This is a genomic window from Streptomyces sp. NPDC051576 (assembly GCF_040681835.1).
Lineage (GTDB): Bacteria > Actinomycetota > Actinomycetes > Streptomycetales > Streptomycetaceae > Streptomyces.
In genome coordinates, this window is the sequence record NZ_JBFAZO010000001.1 from 915,382 (window position 1) to 931,347 (window position 15,966).

The window sequence follows — 15,966 nt, forward strand, 5'->3', positions numbered from 1 at the left end:
CACGTCCTCCGCTCACGCCTCCGCGGCGGGCTCCTCCTCGTACGCCTCCAGGTCCTCCGGCACGAACCCCGGCAGCCACTCCTCCAGCTCCTCGCGCAGCCGCACCGTCGCGCCCAACTGGCACAGGACGCCGATTGTGCTCAACGTCACTCGGTGTATCAGGAGATACGCCGGAGGCAGATTGAGCTGCTTGCCCAACTGGTGGGCGGGGGAGCGGGGATCGGCGATGCGGGCCGCCTGGCTGCGCATCCAGCCGCGGGTGAAGGTGAACTCGTCGACCTGGGCCGGCTCGATGATCGGCACGAGGTAGTCGAGGACGGCGTCGGGGTCCAGCTCTATCGACTCCTTGACGAAGCCCTCCGTGCACAGCAGTTCGTAGACCGCCTCGGCGTCGCCGTCGAGTGTCATGCGCAGGGAGTCGCCGATGGGGGTCGGCAGGCCACCGGGGAGACGGTCGACCGTGCCGAAGTCCAGGACGCCCAGGCGCCAGTCGCCCTTGCCGTCCGGGTCGGCGGGCAGCAGACGGAAGTTGCCGGGGTGCGGGTCCGCGTGGAGGAGCCCCGTCCGGGCCGGCCCGGAGAAGAGGAAGCGGGCCAGGAGCTGCCCCGCCCGGTCGCGCTGCTCCTGGGTGCCGTCGGCGATCACCTCCGACAGCGGGATCCCGTCGATCCACTCCGTGACCAGCACCTGGTCGCACTGGTGGACCACGGCGGGCACCATGACATCAGGGTCGCCCTCGAACTCCTCCGCGTGCACCTGCTGGGCCTGCGCCTCCAGGCCGTAGTCCAGCTCCTCGGAGACCCGGTCGCGGAGTTCGGCGATGAGGGGCTTGATGTCCATCCCGGGGATGAGCGGGCCCAACAGGCGGGCGAAACGGCTCAGTTGGGTCAGGTCGGACAGCAGGGCCTCGCCGGCGCCCGGGTACTGCACCTTGACCGCGACCTCGCGGCCGTCGTGCCACACGGCCCGGTGCACCTGCCCGATCGACGCCGCGGCCGACGGCTTGTCCTCGAACTCCAGGAACAGCTCGCGCCAGTCCTCGCCGAGCCGCTCCTGCAGCACGGCGTGCACGGTGCGCGTCGGCATCGGCGGCGCGGCTTCCTGGAGCTTGGTCAGCGCGGCCCGGTAGGGACCGGCGACCTCCTCGGGCAGCGCCGACTCGAAGACGGACAGCGCCTGCCCGAACTTCATCGCCCCGCCCTTGAGCTCGCCGAGCACCTTGAACAGTTGCTCCGCCGTGCGCTGTTGCAGCTCACGGCCGACGATCTCCGCGGACTCGCCCACGATCCGTTTCCCGAGTCCCCACGTGGCTCTCCCGGCGAAGCCGAGCGGGAGCGCGGCGAGCTTGGCGGTACGGGTGACCGCCTTGCGCGGAAGATCAGACATGCGCCCTCCAAGTCCCAGCCGGCCGGGCCGAGTCTGCCCTACGGCGCACATCCCTCGACGGCCGGTCCCCTGCCATTGTCGCGTGTCGATCCTCGTCCGTAGAGGTGTGTTCCTCCTTACCTTTCTCCGCATCCTTCTCCGCGGCTCCGCACGGGCATGCGGAGTGCGCCCAGACCGGCCGGGCGTGCCAGTGCAGACCGGGCAGCGAGACCTCCCACCGCGCGCCCGCGCTCGACGGCGACTGCCCGTCGAGGAAGGCGAGCGCGTGCGCGGCCCCCAGTCCGGCGACGCTCGTGGCCAGCGCCAGATCGCAGGGGCGCACCCGGGGCTGCCTGCCGGAGCGCCACTGGGCGACGAGACGGGGCCAGGTCGGGTCCCGGTCGGTGCGCGCCTGGTGCAGGCAGCCCGCGCAGGCCGTCTCACCCGGCAGCACCAGCGGGCCCACGATTCCGGTGCCCTCCACGACACCGGCGTAGAGATGAGGGGTTCCCGAGGCGATCAGGTCGGTGGCCGCGGACGGGTCGGGCGCGTGCACGGCGACATCGTCGCGCGGGGCGAGGATCACCAGGGAGAAGCCCGGGTCGTTCTCCTCGGCCGCCGACCGAGAGGTCCGGCGCGGTGGACGACCCGGTGCCGCCCGGCGTACCGCGCGCCGCGCCGCCTCGTCCCGGCGCTCGCCGATCGCCTCGGCGGCCAGTCCGCCCGGAGCCACGTCCCAGGGCTCGGTGTCACCGCCGTCGCGTACGTCGACCTCGCCGACCCCCGCGCCCGACAACAGCGCGGCCAGCACCGCCCCCACCCGGCCCGCGCCTCTCACCTGTACCCGCAGTCCGCGCCTCGCCGCCAGACGGCCCATCGCCGCGCCCGGCTCGCCGGTGACCAGGGAGAGCGACGCGAGATCCGGGCGCAGCCGGTCGAGGACGGCCTTCTTCGCGCGCAGGGCATCGGCCCCGGGACCACCTCCTTTCGCGTCGTCGAGCAGACCGGCGCGCGTCAGCCGCTCCACCAATTGGTCGACATGCCCCTCGGGCAGATCCATCCGATGGCCTTCTTCGCGCAGGAGCGGCAGTCCGCGCGTGCCGTTGAGCAGCTCCAGGAAGCTGCCCGTCGCCGTGTCCATCGGGCCGAGCGTCATCGCGTGCGCCGGTGTCATCCCGAACTGCACGGTGTTGAGATCACGCCAGCCGCGCCGCAGCGCGGGCTTCACCATCGGATGCATGACAGGCCCCCGTAGCCCTAGGAAGTACGTACCGTGAGCCGGTGGAAGCGGTCCGTGATCCGCCGGCGATGCCAGCCTGCCCGTCCCGGGCGTCGGGTGCCGAAAGTTGTCCACAGGCAGGGGGTATTCGTCGTACAAATCAAACGCTCGGTGGGGGATCGACACCGAACCGTCCCAGGGGCGGGACTTCCCGCGTGTGCAGAGGGTAACGTCGGGGCGTGCCCGCCGACCCACTGCACAGCGCCGGAAAACCACAGCGCAGTATGACGAGCCAGCCGCCAAGCGGCTCGGGGGCGAGCGCGATCGAGGTTCGCAGGAGTGCGCGTCGGCGCAGAACGGTCTCCGCGTACCGCGAGGGCGATCGCACCGTCGTGCTGATCCCCGCCCGTATGTCCGAGGCGGAGGAGAAGCGCTGGGTCACCGTCATGCTCGACAAGCTGGCCGCCCAGGAAAGCAAACGCGTGCTCGGTGACACGGAGCTGGCGGAGCGCGCCGAGCGCCTGTCGGACCAGTACTTCGACGGCCGCGCCCGGCCCACCTCGGTGCGCTGGGTCACCAACCAGAACACGCGCTGGGGCTCCTGCACGCCCTCCGAGGGCAGCATTCGCCTCTCCCACCGGCTTCAGGGCATGCCCGAGTACGTCGTCGACTACGTGCTGCTGCACGAACTCGCGCATCTCCTGGTCCCCGGACACGGCCCGCGTTTCTGGCGCCTTCTGGAGGCCTATCCGCGCACCGAGCGGGCCAAGGGCTACCTCGAAGGGGTGGTCGCGGCCGAACGGCTGCCCCATCTGCCGGCCACCCGCGACGAGTGACGGCCCCCTGCGGGGGATTGTGTACCGGGTCTGTACCGACATCCTCCGGTGTCAGAGATTGCCGTTAGCCTGACGCGACGCACTTGCATCGGGATGGGGGACGGTCGTTACGCATGGCCAGGGAATTCCAACGCGGCCACAAGGCCAAGATCAGTGACCTCACCGCGGGCACCGATCTGTACGTAGGCGTGCAGATCACCGGCCCCGGGCTGACGTTCGACATCAGTTGCTTCGGTCTCGACGCCGAGGAGCGGCTCTCGGACGACCGGTACTTCGTGTTCTTCAACCAGCCGAAGTCCCCGGAGGAGTCCATTCAGCTCCTCGGCGCCCAGGCGGGCGACTCGGAGTCCTTCCGGGTCACGCTCGACAGGATCCCGCCGCAGATCCACAAGTTGGCGTTCACCGCGACGCTCGACGGCGCCGGGCAGATGTCGCAGATCGCCCCCGGGTACGTCCGGATCGTCGCGGGTGGCGAGGAAGTGGCCCGGTACTCGTTCAACGGTTCGGAGTTCACCACCGAGCGGGCCGTGATGCTGGGCGACTTCTACCTGAAGGACGTCTGGCGGTTCGCCGCCGTCGGCCAGGGCTTCGACGGCGGCCTCGAAGCGCTGCTGAAGAACTTCGGCGGCGAGGTCATGGAGGAGGAGGCGCCCGCCGCGCCGCAGCCGCAGTCCGGCGCCGCCCCGGGCTTCGCCCCGCCCCCGCAGACCTCCGCGCCGCCCGCGTTCGGCGCCCCGTCCGCCCCGGCACCAGCGCCCACCCCGACCCCTCAGCCCGCTCCGCAGGGCTTCACACCCCCGCCGGCCCCGGCGCCCGCGCCCTCCGTGCACGCCGCGCCGACGATCATCGCGCCGATGACCCCGCCCGGCGGCGGAACGGTGCCGCCGCCGGCCCCCGCCCCCGCGCCCTACGGCCAGCCGCCGCAGCCGTACGGACAGCAGGCCCCGGGGCAGACGGCGCCGCTGCCGCCTGGCTACGGCCGGCCCCCGGCCCCTCCCGGCTACGGGCAGCCGCCCGCTCCCCCTGGATACGGCCAGGTCCCGGCCCAGTCCGCCGCCTACGGAGTACCCTCCGGCGCTCCCCAGGCCGCCGGTGTCTCGGCCGCGCTGGAGAAGTTCAAGGAGACGCCCACCGGGCAGCGCTGGACGCAGCAGAACAAGAAGCTGATCCGCGTCGACCTCGGCGTCGGCGGCCAGCCCGTACTGGCCCGCCAGGGCAGCATGGTGCTCTACCAGGGCAAGGTCGACTTCGGCTACAAGGGCGCCGGGTTCGCCGGCCGGATCACGGGCAACGCGACCGGCCAGGAGATGCAGCTCATGCGCTGCACCGGCCAGGGCCAGGTGTTCCTCGCCGAGAAGTCCACCAACCTGCACCCCGTCGAGCTCCAGGGGGACGCGATCTGCGTCTCCGCGGAGAACGTCCTCGCCTTCGACGAGAGCCTCCAGTACGAGGTCCGGCGCATCGAGGGACACGGCATCCCCGGGGGCGCGCTGTTCACGATGCAGTTCCAGGGGACCGGCACCATCGTCGTGAAGACCCACGGCGAGCCCGTCGTCCTGCCGGTCACGCCGACCACGTTCGCCGACTGCAACGCGGTCGTCGCCTGGTCCGCGGCCGCCCAGGTGATCGTCTCCAGCCAGGTCCGGATGCGCCGCAACGCCTATCCGGGAGACACCGGGGAGAGCGTCAATCTGCAGTTCCGGGCCGCCCCCGGCAATTTCGTCGTCGTCCAGCCGTACGAGGTCTGAGGGAGCCCGACATGAACCAGCCGCTCGCGGGCTACGCCCCCGCACCCGTCACCGCCCGCATGGAGAACCACGGCAACAACATGCTGAAGGTCGCCATGCAGACCGGAAGCGACCTCTTCGCGCGCGTGGGCTCGATGATCGCCTACGAGGGCTTCATCCGGTACGAGCCCAACCCGCCGGCCGTGCGCCAGATCGCGCGCGACTGGATGACCGGCGAGGGCGCGCCCCTGATGAAGTGCTCCGGAGACGGACTGCTCTACCTCGCCGACTACGGCGCGGACGTCGTTGTGATCAACCTCAACGGCGACGGCATCTCCGTCAACGCCACCAACCTGCTCGCCTTCGACGCGCACCTCACCTGGGGCGTGGAGCGGGTCAAGGGGCTCGCGAAGTTCGCGGGCCAGGGCCTGTGGAACACCAAGATCAGTGGCCAGGGCTGGGTCGCGCTGACCTCCCGAGGCAAGCCGATCGTCGTCGACTGCGGCGGTGGCGAGGACGAGACGTACGTCGACCCGGACGCGCTCGTCGCCTGGTCCCCGAACCTCAAGGTGAAGGGCAAGCGCAGCTTCAAGGCGCAGTCGCTGATCGGGCGCGGCAGCGGTGAGGCCTATCAGATGGCCTTCTCCGGGCAGGGCATCGTCGTCGTCCAGCCCAGCGAGGACAGCACCGACCGCCTCCGGTTCCGGGGCTGAGGGGGAACACGACACCATGCAGAGCCCGCTTTTCGCGTTCAACGACTCGCAGTCCCAGGACCGCTACAGCCTCCAGAACAAGCAGATGCTGCGCATCGTCCTGGAGGGCCACGACGACATCCTCGCCCGCAAGGGCACGATGGTCGCCTACCAGGGGCTCGTCGAGTTCGACGCCGAGTACCAGAACAACCAGCAGGCACGTGCGCGTGCCTACACCGGCGAGGGCCTCAGCCTGATGCGCTGCCACGGGCAGGGCACGGTCTTCCTTGCCAACCTCGCCCAGCACATCCACGTGGTGGACGTCGAGCAGGACGGCCTGACCGTCGACAGCAGCTATGTCCTCGCGATGGACTCCTCGCTGCACCACGAGGTCATCGCCGTGGACAGCCAGTACGGCATCTCCGGCTCCGGGAAGTACCAGCTCAACATCACCGGCCGCGGCAAGGTCGCCCTGATGACCTCGGGCGCGCCGCTGATGATGCAGGTCACGCCCGACAAGTACGTCAACTGCGACGCCGACGCGATCGTCGCCTGGTCCACCGGACTGCGCGTCCAGATGCAGGCCCAGACGCACTCCTCCGGGGTGTGGCGGCGCCGCGGCAACACCGGCGAGGGCTGGGAGTTGAGCTTCATGGGCAGCGGCTACGCGCTCGTCCAGCCCAGCGAACTCCTGCCGCCGCAGAACGCGGCGATCGGCCAGGGCCTCGCCGCGCAGTACGGCATGGGCCAGCACGGCGCGCACGCGCAGAACCAGGGCAACGTCTGGAGCTGAGCGTCCAGTAGACCGAGGTAAGGGGCGCCCGCCATTGCCGGCGCCCCTTACAGCTTCAGAGCCGGGCGCGGGTCGCTTCGAGCAGTCGTACGACCGACTCGTCCGCTACGGTCGCCACCTCGTCGTAGGCGAACCAGCGCAGGTCGAGGGACTCGTCGCTGATCTCCTGGACGGCGCCCGGGGGTGCCACAACCGCGTACTGGACGTCGTAGTGGCAGTGGCACGGCGCCGGGATCGGGTGCCGGTCCAGGCGCGCCGGGCCGCCCGGCAGCAGTGTCAGTCCGGTGATGCCCGACTCCTCCCCGGCCTCGCGCAGGGCGGCAGCCTCCAGGGAGGTGTCCTCCGGCTCGCAGTGGCCGCCCATCTGGAGCCACATGCGCAGCTTCTTGTGCAGGGTCAGCAGGACCCTGCCGTGCTCGGGATCGATCACCAGGGCGCTCGCCGTGACATGACCGGAGTGGCAGGACTTCCACATGCCGTCCGGGTGCTCGGCGAGGTGGTCCAGGTAGGCCTGGCGCAGGTCCGTCTGGTCCTCGTAGCTCTTGAGTACGAGGACCGCGTCGTCGTGCAGGCTCACTCGGAGTCGTCGTCCTTCTTCCTCAGGTCCGGCTTCTCCTCGGTGCCGCTCGCCGCCTCGCCGAGCATCTTGTCCAGCTCGGAGAAGTCCAACTGCTCGCGGTGCACGAAGCCGTCCGGGTCGTCCAGGTCGGAGGCCGTCGGCAGCATGTCCGGGTGGGCCCACAGGCCGTCACGGCCGTCCACACCGCGCGCGTCCGTGAGAGAGGCCCACAGCCGGGAGGCGTCGCGCAGCCGGCGCGGACGCAGCTCCAGGCCGATCAGCGTGGCGAACGTCTGCTCGGCGGGACCGCCCGTCGCACGACGGCGCCGCAGGGTCTCGCGGAGCGCGTCGGCGGACGTCAGACGCGGCTTCGCGGCCGCGTGGACCACCGCGTCCACCCAGCCCTCGACGAGCGCCAGAGCCGTCTCCAGACGGGCCAGGGCGGCCTTCTGCTCGGGCGTGTCCTCCGGCTGGAACATGCCCTGCTGGAGAGCGTCCTGCAACTGCTCCGGGTTCTGCGGGTCGAACTGGCCGACCACGTCCTCCAGCTTGGCGGTGTCGACCTTGATCCCGCGCGCGTACCCGTCGACCGCGCCGTACAGGTGCGAGCGCAGCCACGGCACGTGGGCGAACAGGCGCTGGTGGGCGGCCTCGCGCAGGGCGAGGTAGAGCCGCACCTCCTCCTGCTGGATGCCGAGGTCCTTGCCGAACGCCTCGATGTTCAGCGGCAGCAGCGCGGCCTTGCCGACCGGGCCGAGCGGCAGGCCGATGTCGGTCGAGCCGACGACCTCGCCCGCGAGCGTGCCCACGGCCTGCCCGATCTGCGTGCCGAACATGGCGCCGCCCATGGAGCGCATCATGCCGATCAGCGGGCCCGCCATGGCCTGCATCTCCTCGGGCAGGACGTCACCCATGGCCGCGCCGACGCGCTCGGCGACCGGGTCCACGAGTTCCTTCCAGGCCGGCAGGGTCGCCTCGACCCACTCCGCGCGGGACCACGCCACGGCGGAGCCGGAGCCGGACGGCAGCGAGGTCGCGTCGTCCAGCCACAGGTCGGCGAGGCGGACGGCCTCCTCGACCGCGCTGCGCTCGGCGGGGCCGACGCTCGCGTCCTTGGTGCCGTCCTGGGTGCCCTGAGAGACCGTCTGGCGGGCGATCTGCTTGGCCATGTCCCAGTTCACCGGGCCGCCCTCGTACGAGAGCATCTGGCCCAACTGCTGGAACGCGGCGCCCAGGTCGGTGGGGTTCAGGGAGCCGAACATGGCTGCGAGCGGATTGTCCGCGCCGGGGCCGCCAAGGCCCCCGGCACCGGGCAGCCCGCCAAAACCGAACGGGTTGGCCGGTCCCTGACCACCACCGCTCTCCTGGTCCTTCTTCTTGCCCTCGTCGCCGTCGTCCGGCTCCTCCGGCGGAAGGCCGAATCCGAATGGGGTGTCACTCACGGGATTCCTCGGCTGGTAAGGCCGCCGGTTCTCTCCGACGGCACGACTGCCCTTCAACACCACCCAGCGTAGACACCGCGGGCCGATCGGGCCTCGGTGCTTCGCCGAGACCTGGCCTGCGGCAGGATGGATGCCACCTGGTCCGGACGCGTCACGCGCGTCCGTACTGAAGACAACCGCTGGAGACGCCCGGTGAGTTCCCCAGATCCGCAGGTTCGCGCAGCGCGAAACCACTCAACCAGTCCCGCCGTGCGCGGGCCCGTCGTCGCGGTCACCGGCGCCGCGTCCGGGATCGGGGCGCTCCTGACCGAGCGGCTCGCCGCCTCCGAGGAGATCAAGCAGGTCATCGCCATCGACGAGCGGCGCGGCGAGTGCGCGGCGGCCCAGTGGCACATCCTCGACGTACGGGATCCGGCCATCGCGGAGAAGCTGCGCGGCGCGGACGTCGTCGTACACCTGGCACTGGACCTCGATCTGGAGACGGACCCGGCCGCCCGTTCGGCGTACAACGTGCGGGGGACGCAGACCGTGCTGACGGCCGCCGCGGCGGCGGGTGTCCACCGGGTCGTGCTGTGCACCTCGGCAATGGTCTACGGAGCGCTGCCCGACAACGAGCTGCCGCTGTCGGAGGACGCCGAGCTGCGCGCCACTGCCGAGGCCACCGGGGTGGGCGACCTCCTGGAGGTCGAGCGGCTCGCGCGGCGCGCGCCCCGCGCGCACCCCGGGCTCAATGTCACCGTCGTCCGCCCCGGAGTGCTCGTCGGCGGCACCGACACCGCGCTGACCAGGTACTTCGAGTCGCCCCGGCTGCTCGTGGTGGCCGGGTCGCGGCCCGCTTGGCAGTTCTGCCACGTCGAGGACCTGTGCAGCGCGCTGGAGTACGCGGTCCTGGAGAAGGTCGACGGGGAACTGGCCGTCGGCTGCGACGGATGGCTGGAGCAGGAGGAGGTCGAGGAGCTGAGCGGCATCCGGCGCATGGAGCTGCCGTCGGCGGTCGCGCTCGGCGCCGCCGCCCGGCTGCACCGCATCGGACTCACCCCGTCCCCGGCCGGCGACCTGGCGTACACGATGTACCCCTGGGTGGTGAGCGGGAGCCGGCTGCACGACGCGGGCTGGCGGCCGCAGTGGACCAACGAGGAAGTGCTCGCGGAGCTGCTGGAGGAGGTCTCCGGACGGCACACCGTCGTCGGGCGGCGGCTCGGCCGCAAGGACGCGACGGCGGCCGGTGCCGCGGGCGCGACGGTCGCGCTGCTGGGCGCGGCGGCGGTCGTACGACGGGCGCGGAAGGCCCGGCGCCGGATCTGAGGGGCGCGCCCCCGTAGGTCCCCCTAGGACACCCCTGGAAAGCCCACCCCTGTAGGACGCTCCAAACAGGCACGCGCGCGTGCCGGGCGAACGTGCTATTCCGAGCTGTCGTCGGGGTGGGGCACGATGGAGCCATGGCATCCACGATCGACCATCCCGGTGAGCAGGCCGCGCAGGATCCCGTCAAGCTGATCGGGATCCGGGAGACGCCCCTCTCCGTGGACGAGGTCTTCCGGGCCGTCGGGGACGACGCGGCCGGTGGGACGGCGTTGTTCGTCGGGACCGTCCGCGACCACGACGGCGGTGCCGACGTCGACCGGCTGGGGTACTCCTGCCATCCCAGTGCCGAGGCCGAGATGCGACGCGTCGCCGAGAAGGTCGTCGCGGACTACCCGGTACGGGCGCTGGCCGCCGTCCACCGGGTGGGGGAGCTCGGGATCGGGGACCTGGCGGTCGTCGTCGCCGTGTCGTGCCCGCACCGGGGCGAGGCCTTCGAGGCCTGCCGGAAGCTGATCGACGATCTCAAGCACGAGGTGCCGATCTGGAAGCACCAGAGGTTCTCGGACGGCACCGAGGAGTGGGTCGGCGCCTGCTGACGACCTGATGGCCGCTCACCGACTTCTCACCCGACCCTGATCGACTTCTCACCCGCCCTCCGGTTGCGTAACCGCCCCCCTGCCATGAGCGTTGTCAGTGGGGCTGGTTAATGTGCTGATCAGTCAGTTGCGGTGACTCATGTGGGGTTGGGAGGTCGGCATGGCGGCGCTCGCCTGGTTGCTGATTCCGCTGATGGCCGCGATCGGCGCAGGTCTGTGGGGGAGTTGGGCCAACAGAACCCGCAAGATACGCAGCGACGGCCCGGAGCTGGACGGCTACGCCCGCTTCCGCGAGGCCATGGAGAAGTCCCACTCGGGCATGTGATCGGAAGTCGGCCCTGACGGTGCGCTGACAGAAGCGTCCCGTACTGTCGTGCCATGCCACGCCGCACCGCGACGATGCTCGCCTCCACCCTGATGCTGATCGCGCTCCTGTGCGCGGGAGTCTTCATCAAAGTCCCGTACGCGGAGATGTCACCGGGCCCGACGGTGAACACGCTCGGGAACCACGACGGCGAGCCGGTACTGCAGATCAACGGGCGCAAGACCTACCCGACGACCGGTCACCTGAACATGACGACGGTCCGGGTCACCAGCGCCGACTACAACATGAACCTCGTCGAGGCCGTGTACGGCTGGCTCGCCCACGACGACAAGGTCGTCCCGCACGACACGCTGTACCCCGACGGCAAGACGGAGCAGCAGTCGACCCAGGAGAACGCCGAGGAGTTCAGCCAGTCCCAGGAGAGCGCCAAGGTCGCCGCCCTGGACCAGCTCGGCATCCCGGTGACGTCCTGGGTGATCGTCTCGACGGTCGTCAAGGACTCCCCGGCCGAGGGCAAGCTGCACGCCGGTGACGTGATCAAGGCCGTGGACGGTACGACGGTGAAGCAGCCCGACGACGTCGCGAAGCTGGTGACCAAGCACAAGCCCGGCGAGAACGTCGTGTTCACGATCGTGCCCGCCAAGGAGCAGGCCGCCGCCGTGAAGGCCAACAAGACGGCGACCGCGACCCAGAAGATCACGATCACCACCGCGACCTCCGACGACACCGGCGCCAAGCGCGCCATCGTCGGCATCTCGGCCGGGACCGATCACACGTTCCCGTTCACCATCGACATCAAGCTCGCGGACGTCGGCGGACCGAGCGCCGGCCTGATGTTCGCGCTCGGCATCTACGACAAGCTCACCCCGGGCGACCTCACCGGCGGCAAGTTCGTGGCCGGCACCGGCACCATCGACGACGACGGCAAGGTCGGCCCGATCGGCGGCATCTCCATGAAGACGGTCGGCGCGCGCAGCAAGGGCGCCAAGTACTTCCTGACCCCCGCCGAGAACTGCGCGGAAGCCGCCAAGGACACCCCCAGTGGCCTCCAGCTCGTCAAGGTGAACACCATCAAGGACGCGATCAGCTCTCTTAAGCTGATCAACAGCGGCAAGACCGACGACCTGCCGAAGTGCTCCACCAAGAGCTGAACAGGTCCTGAGTACGACTCCGGGGGCGCCCTCGACCAGAGGGCGCCCCCGGAGCCGTACCCAAGGAGGTCGTCAGTCCTCGAAGGTCGCCGACAGGGCCTCGGCGAGACCCGGGACCAGGGCGCCGCCCGTGAGGACCTCCGTGGGGGAGTCCTTCTCGCGCAGCCGCAGGGCCGAGTCGCGGGTGCCGTCGCGCAGGACCGCGACCGTCATGCGGACCTCCTGGCGGTCCGGGTGCTGGGCGACCCACTGGGTGAGCTTCTTCTCGCTCAGCCCGTCCGGGACGGAGGCCTCGGCGGACGGCGGCAGCATCAGCCGCTCGACGGTGAGCGCGCAGCCGACCACCGCGTCGGGCCAGGCGATCGTGCCGAGGAATTCGTCCAGCGGCTTGCCGGCCGGGATCTCCTCCTGCTCGATCGGGGTGAGACCGGAGGTCTCGGGCTCGTCCCGCAGGCCGAGTTGGGCCGCCAGGCCGGGTTCCTGGGCCCGCAGTCGCGCGGTGTCTACGAGGGCGAAGAGGCGAGCGGGCTGGTCCCAGCCGAGGCCGGAGGCGTACTCGTCGATCTCGAGCACGGCCCGGGTGAGGGGGTTCGCTGCCATGGGAGTGTTGGACATGGTCACAATCCTGCCTCGTTCATGGCCGGAATCGGGAACCGAGTAAACGGTGAGTAAGTTGCATAGGTGTGGGCCCGCGATCACGTGGGGCTACGGAGGGTCCGCGAACCCGGGGACCTGACGCAACGACAGCGACCAACAGCGAACTTCGAGGTGCGCACCTTGGCTTTCCAGATGCCGGACCGCGGCGGAGGCCCGACAGGGCCGCGGATCAGAGTGGGCCGCCCGTCCCGGCGTGTCCGGACTTTGCTCATGACACTGGGCGTCCTTGCCGTACTCGGCATGGCGTTCACGATGTTCGCGGGCTTCTGGACGGACTGGCTCTGGTACCGGTCGGTGCATTACTCGTCCGTGTTCACCACCACCCTGTCGACCAAGATCGGGCTCTTCTTCGTCTTCGGCCTGCTGATGGCGGCCGCGGTCGGCGTGAACATCTGGCTGGCGCACCGACTGCGCCCGCCGCTCAGCGCCATGTCGATGGAGCAGCAGAGCCTCGACCGCTACCGCATGGGCATCGCGCCGTACAAGAAGTGGCTGCTGCTGGCGATCACCGCCCTCGTCGGGCTGATCGCGGGCGCCTCGGCGTCCAGCCAGTGGCGGGTCTGGCTCATGTGGGTCAATGGCGTGCCCTTCCACCAGAAGGACCCGCAGTTCCATCTCGACGTCTCCTTCTACGCCTTCGACCTGCCCTGGTACCGCTTCCTGCTCGGCTTCGGCTTCGCCGCCGCGATCCTCTCGCTGCTCGCCGCCGCGCTGACCCACTACCTGTACGGCGGCCTGCGCATCACCAGCCCGGGCGCGCGTGCCACGGCCGCCGCCACCGGACATCTGTCGGTGCTGCTCGGCATCTTCGTCGCCCTCAAGGCGGTCGCCTACTGGCTCGACCGGTACGGACTCGCGGTCAAATCAAGCGACTTCAAGGCGACAGGTGACTGGACGGGCCTCAGGTACGTCGACGCGAACGCGTATCTGCCGGCCAAGACGATCCTGTTCTGCATCGCCGTCATCTGCGCGCTGCTGTTCTTCGCCACCCTGTGGCGGCGCACCTGGCAGCTCCCCGTCATCGGCTTCGGCCTGATGGTGCTCTCCGCGATCCTCATCGGCGGCCTGTACCCGGCGATCGTCCAGAAGTTCACGGTCCAGCCCAACGAACAGGCCAAGGAAGCCCCGTACGTCCAGAAGAACCTCAAGGCGACGCGCGAGGCCTACGGCATCGACGACACCAAGGTCACGGAGTACTCGGGGACGAGCACCACCAAGGACAAGGCCAAGCTGCGCTCCGACGTCGACTCCACGGCGAGCATCCGCATCGTGGACCCGAACATCGTCTCGCCCACCTTCCAGCAGCTCCAGCAGATCAGGAACTACTACGCGTTCCCGACCAACCTGGATGTCGACCGCTACACCAAGGACGGCAAGGACCAGGACACGGTCATCGGTCTGCGTGAGCTGAACCTCAACGGCATTCCGAAGAACAACTGGATCAACGACCACTTCCGCTACACCCATGGTTACGGCGTCGTCGCCGCCAAGGGCACGGAGGCCGACTCCGAGGGCCGCCCGGTCTTCACCGAGTCCGATCTGCCGTCCACGGGCGACCTCGGCACGTACGAGCAGCAGATCTACTACGGCGAGAAGACCACCACGTACTCGATCGTCGGCGGTCCCCAGAAGGAGATCGACTACTCCGACGACAGCGGCGAGAAGACCACCAGCTACAAGGGCAAGAGCGGGGTCAGCCTCTCCAACCCGCTCAACCGGGCCGCGTACGCGGTGGCGTTCAACGAGCCGCAGATGCTCTACTCCGGTGCCATCGGCGAGGGTTCGCGGATTCTGTACAACCGCACGCCCAAGGAGCGCGTCGAGGCGGTGGCGCCCTGGCTGACCATCGACGGCGACGCCTATCCGGCGGTCGTGGACGGCCGTATCCAGTGGATCGTGGACGCGTACACGACGAGCAACGGATACCCGTACGCCTCGCGGACGACCCTCGGTGACACCACGGCCGACTCGCTGACCGCCTCCAACAACAACCGCGCGGTGGTGGCCCAGCAGAACCAGGTCAACTACATCCGCAACTCGGTGAAGGCGACCGTCGACGCGTACACCGGTCAGGTCAAGCTCTACCAGTGGGACACCGAGGACCCGGTCCTGAAGACGTGGATGAAGGCGTTCCCGGGCACGGTCAAGCCCAAGGCCGACATCTCGTCCTCGCTGATGGCCCATCTCCGGTATCCGCAGGACCTGTTCAAGGTCCAGCGCGAGCTGCTCACCCGCTACCACGTGACGGACGCGCAGACGTTCCTCAGCGGCAGCGAGGTGTGGCAGGTGCCGGACGACCCGACCAACAAGTCGGGCAGCGCGGTGCCGCCGTACTACCTGAGCATGAAGATGCCGGACCAGTCCGCGCAGGCGTTCTCGCTGACGACGACGTTCACACCGAACGGCAGAGACAACCTCAGCGCCTTCATGGCCGTCGACTCCGAGGCCGGCACGCCTGATTACGGCAAGATCAGAATCCTGAAGCTGCCGACCAGTACGACCGTCGGCGGGCCTAAACAGGTGCAGAGCGCCTTCAACTCCGAACAGGACATCGCCGAGTCCATCAAGCTGCTCAAGGGTGGCGACTCCGACATCGAGTACGGCAACCTGCTGACAGTGCCGCTCGACGGGGGACTGCTCTACGTGGAGCCCGTCTACGTACGCGGTGGTGGACTCAAGTACCCGCTCCTGCGCAAGGTGTTGGTGGCCTACGGAGGCAAGACCGCCTTCGAGGACACACTGGACGAGGGTCTCAACAAGGTGTTCGGGGCCGAGAGTTCGACGACCACGCCACCGGACGAGAGCACCAGTCCGCCGACATCCAGCAACCCCACGGTCCAACAGGCCCTGACCGATGCCCAGAAGGCCTTTGACGCAGGGCAGGAAGCCCTGAAGAAGGGTGACTGGGAGGCGTACGGCGAGGCGCAGAAGGATCTCCAGGCCGCGCTGAAGCGGGCGGAGGACGCGCAGGCCGCGGCCGGCAAGAGCAAGAGCAGCGCGAGTCCGAGCAGTAGTCCGAGTCCGAGCGCCAGCCCCAGTAGCGGATAGGGAAAAGCCCACCTCACGCCCGTGGTACGGTTGCAACACAACGGCGCGGGGTGGAGCAGCTCGGTAGCTCGCTGGGCTCATAACCCAGAGGTCGCAGGTTCAAATCCTGTCCCCGCTACTGATCGCGAAGGCCCGGATCCTTTCAAGGATCCGGGCCTTCGCGCTGTGCGAACGCATGTGCCGACAAGGGTGACGGCCGTGCCGCCGAGGGGACTTGGTGAAACCGTGTTTCGCTTGTCTCTCTGTGGGCA

At 69.7% G+C, this 15,966-nt stretch carries 14 protein-coding genes and 1 tRNA gene; 10 read left to right on the top strand and 5 right to left on the bottom strand.

Annotated features, from left to right (window positions below; translation table 11 throughout):
* Positions 1 to 12: 12 nt before the first annotated feature.
* Together AB0M63_RS04340 and AB0M63_RS04345 are read right to left on the bottom strand one after the other, a co-directional pair.
* The gene (locus AB0M63_RS04340) at positions 13 to 1,386 is read right to left on the bottom strand and encodes an AarF/ABC1/UbiB kinase family protein (protein ID WP_366018316.1); all 1,374 of its coding nucleotides are present in this window, start codon (positions 1,384 to 1,386) and stop codon (positions 13 to 15) included.
* Positions 1,379 to 2,605 carry a TOMM precursor leader peptide-binding protein gene (locus tag AB0M63_RS04345; protein WP_366018317.1) on the bottom strand — a complete coding sequence of 409 codons (1,227 nt, stop codon included), beginning with the start codon at positions 2,603 to 2,605 and terminating at the stop codon, positions 1,379 to 1,381. Before AB0M63_RS04345 ends, AB0M63_RS04340 begins: the two co-directional genes overlap by 8 nt.
* 218 nt (positions 2,606 to 2,823) lie before the next feature.
* On the opposite strand from AB0M63_RS04345, the gene AB0M63_RS04350 reads away from it, so the two are divergent.
* The 4 genes from AB0M63_RS04350 to AB0M63_RS04365 all read left to right on the top strand — a co-directional run bounded on the left by AB0M63_RS04350 (position 2,824) and on the right by AB0M63_RS04365 (position 6,632).
* A complete protein-coding gene (locus AB0M63_RS04350; RefSeq protein ID WP_366018318.1) occupies positions 2,824 to 3,420 on the top strand; it encodes a M48 family metallopeptidase in 597 nt (198 codons plus the stop codon).
* Positions 3,421 to 3,533: 113 nt separating this feature from the next.
* On the top strand, positions 3,534 to 5,168 hold the full coding sequence (locus AB0M63_RS04355) for a TerD family protein (protein WP_366018319.1): 1,635 nt from the start codon (positions 3,534 to 3,536) through the stop codon (positions 5,166 to 5,168).
* Between the two features lie 11 nt (positions 5,169 to 5,179).
* Positions 5,180 to 5,860 carry an AIM24 family protein gene (locus AB0M63_RS04360; protein ID WP_366018320.1) on the top strand — a complete coding sequence of 227 codons (681 nt, stop codon included), beginning with the start codon at positions 5,180 to 5,182 and terminating at the stop codon, positions 5,858 to 5,860.
* A gap of 16 nt (positions 5,861 to 5,876) precedes the next feature.
* Positions 5,877 to 6,632 (top strand): AIM24 family protein, encoded by a 756-nt coding sequence (locus AB0M63_RS04365; protein WP_366018321.1) that lies wholly within the window; start codon positions 5,877 to 5,879, stop codon positions 6,630 to 6,632.
* Between the two features lie 55 nt (positions 6,633 to 6,687).
* Here AB0M63_RS04365 and AB0M63_RS04370 read toward each other — a convergent pair whose 3' ends face one another.
* On the bottom strand, positions 6,688 to 7,209 hold the full coding sequence (locus tag AB0M63_RS04370) for an NUDIX hydrolase (protein WP_366018322.1): 522 nt from the start codon (positions 7,207 to 7,209) through the stop codon (positions 6,688 to 6,690).
* Positions 7,206 to 8,633 (bottom strand): zinc-dependent metalloprotease, encoded by a 1,428-nt coding sequence (locus AB0M63_RS04375; protein ID WP_355917633.1) that lies wholly within the window; start codon positions 8,631 to 8,633, stop codon positions 7,206 to 7,208. Before AB0M63_RS04375 ends, AB0M63_RS04370 begins: the two co-directional genes overlap by 4 nt.
* A 192-nt stretch (positions 8,634 to 8,825) precedes the next feature.
* On the opposite strand from AB0M63_RS04375, the gene AB0M63_RS04380 reads away from it, so the two are divergent.
* The 4 genes from AB0M63_RS04380 (at position 8,826) to AB0M63_RS04395 (ending at position 12,010) form a co-directional block, all read left to right on the top strand.
* Positions 8,826 to 9,938, top strand: a complete 1,113-nt coding sequence (locus AB0M63_RS04380; RefSeq protein WP_355917631.1) for an SDR family oxidoreductase — start codon at positions 8,826 to 8,828, stop codon at positions 9,936 to 9,938.
* A 134-nt stretch (positions 9,939 to 10,072) separates the two neighbouring features.
* Positions 10,073 to 10,534 (top strand): molybdenum cofactor biosynthesis protein MoaE, encoded by a 462-nt coding sequence (locus AB0M63_RS04385; RefSeq protein WP_366018324.1) that lies wholly within the window; start codon positions 10,073 to 10,075, stop codon positions 10,532 to 10,534.
* A 139-nt stretch (positions 10,535 to 10,673) separates the two neighbouring features.
* Positions 10,674 to 10,859, top strand: coding sequence for a hypothetical protein (locus tag AB0M63_RS04390; protein WP_355917722.1), 186 nt, complete (start codon positions 10,674 to 10,676; stop codon positions 10,857 to 10,859).
* Positions 10,860 to 10,912: 53 nt separating this feature from the next.
* Positions 10,913 to 12,010, top strand: a complete 1,098-nt coding sequence (locus AB0M63_RS04395) for a PDZ domain-containing protein (protein ID WP_355917626.1) — start codon at positions 10,913 to 10,915, stop codon at positions 12,008 to 12,010.
* 72 nt (positions 12,011 to 12,082) lie between these two features.
* On the opposite strand, the gene AB0M63_RS04400 is transcribed toward AB0M63_RS04395, so the two are convergent.
* Complete coding sequence (locus AB0M63_RS04400) at positions 12,083 to 12,625, bottom strand: PPA1309 family protein (RefSeq protein ID WP_355917623.1); 543 nt, start codon at positions 12,623 to 12,625, stop codon at positions 12,083 to 12,085.
* 174 nt (positions 12,626 to 12,799) lie between these two features.
* Between AB0M63_RS04400 and AB0M63_RS04405 the strand changes: the two genes are divergently transcribed.
* Together AB0M63_RS04405 and AB0M63_RS04410 are read left to right on the top strand one after the other, a co-directional pair.
* A complete protein-coding gene (locus tag AB0M63_RS04405; protein WP_355917716.1) occupies positions 12,800 to 15,715 on the top strand; it encodes a UPF0182 family protein in 2,916 nt (971 codons plus the stop codon).
* A gap of 44 nt (positions 15,716 to 15,759) precedes the next feature.
* A tRNA-Met gene (locus tag AB0M63_RS04410) sits at positions 15,760 to 15,833 on the top strand.
* The last annotated feature ends 133 nt before the right edge of the window (positions 15,834 to 15,966 follow it).

Bases quoted from the DNA above. Each gene is read 5' to 3' on its own strand.
- AB0M63_RS04390 (WP_355917722.1), top strand. From the start codon at position 10,674: ATGTGGGGTTGGGAGGTCGGCATGGCGGCGCTCGCCTGGTTGCTGATT.
- AB0M63_RS04340 (WP_366018316.1), bottom strand. From the start codon at position 1,386: ATGTCTGATCTTCCGCGCAAGGCGGTCACCCGTACCGCCAAGCTCGCC.
- AB0M63_RS04400 (WP_355917623.1), bottom strand. From the start codon at position 12,625: ATGTCCAACACTCCCATGGCAGCGAACCCCCTCACCCGGGCCGTGCTC.
- AB0M63_RS04385 (WP_366018324.1), top strand. From the start codon at position 10,073: ATGGCATCCACGATCGACCATCCCGGTGAGCAGGCCGCGCAGGATCCC.
- AB0M63_RS04365 (WP_366018321.1), top strand. From the start codon at position 5,877: ATGCAGAGCCCGCTTTTCGCGTTCAACGACTCGCAGTCCCAGGACCGC.
- AB0M63_RS04360 (WP_366018320.1), top strand. From the start codon at position 5,180: ATGAACCAGCCGCTCGCGGGCTACGCCCCCGCACCCGTCACCGCCCGC.
- AB0M63_RS04395 (WP_355917626.1), top strand. From the start codon at position 10,913: ATGCCACGCCGCACCGCGACGATGCTCGCCTCCACCCTGATGCTGATC.
- AB0M63_RS04405 (WP_355917716.1), top strand. From the start codon at position 12,800: ATGCCGGACCGCGGCGGAGGCCCGACAGGGCCGCGGATCAGAGTGGGC.
- AB0M63_RS04345 (WP_366018317.1), bottom strand. From the start codon at position 2,605: ATGCATCCGATGGTGAAGCCCGCGCTGCGGCGCGGCTGGCGTGATCTC.
- AB0M63_RS04355 (WP_366018319.1), top strand. From the start codon at position 3,534: ATGGCCAGGGAATTCCAACGCGGCCACAAGGCCAAGATCAGTGACCTC.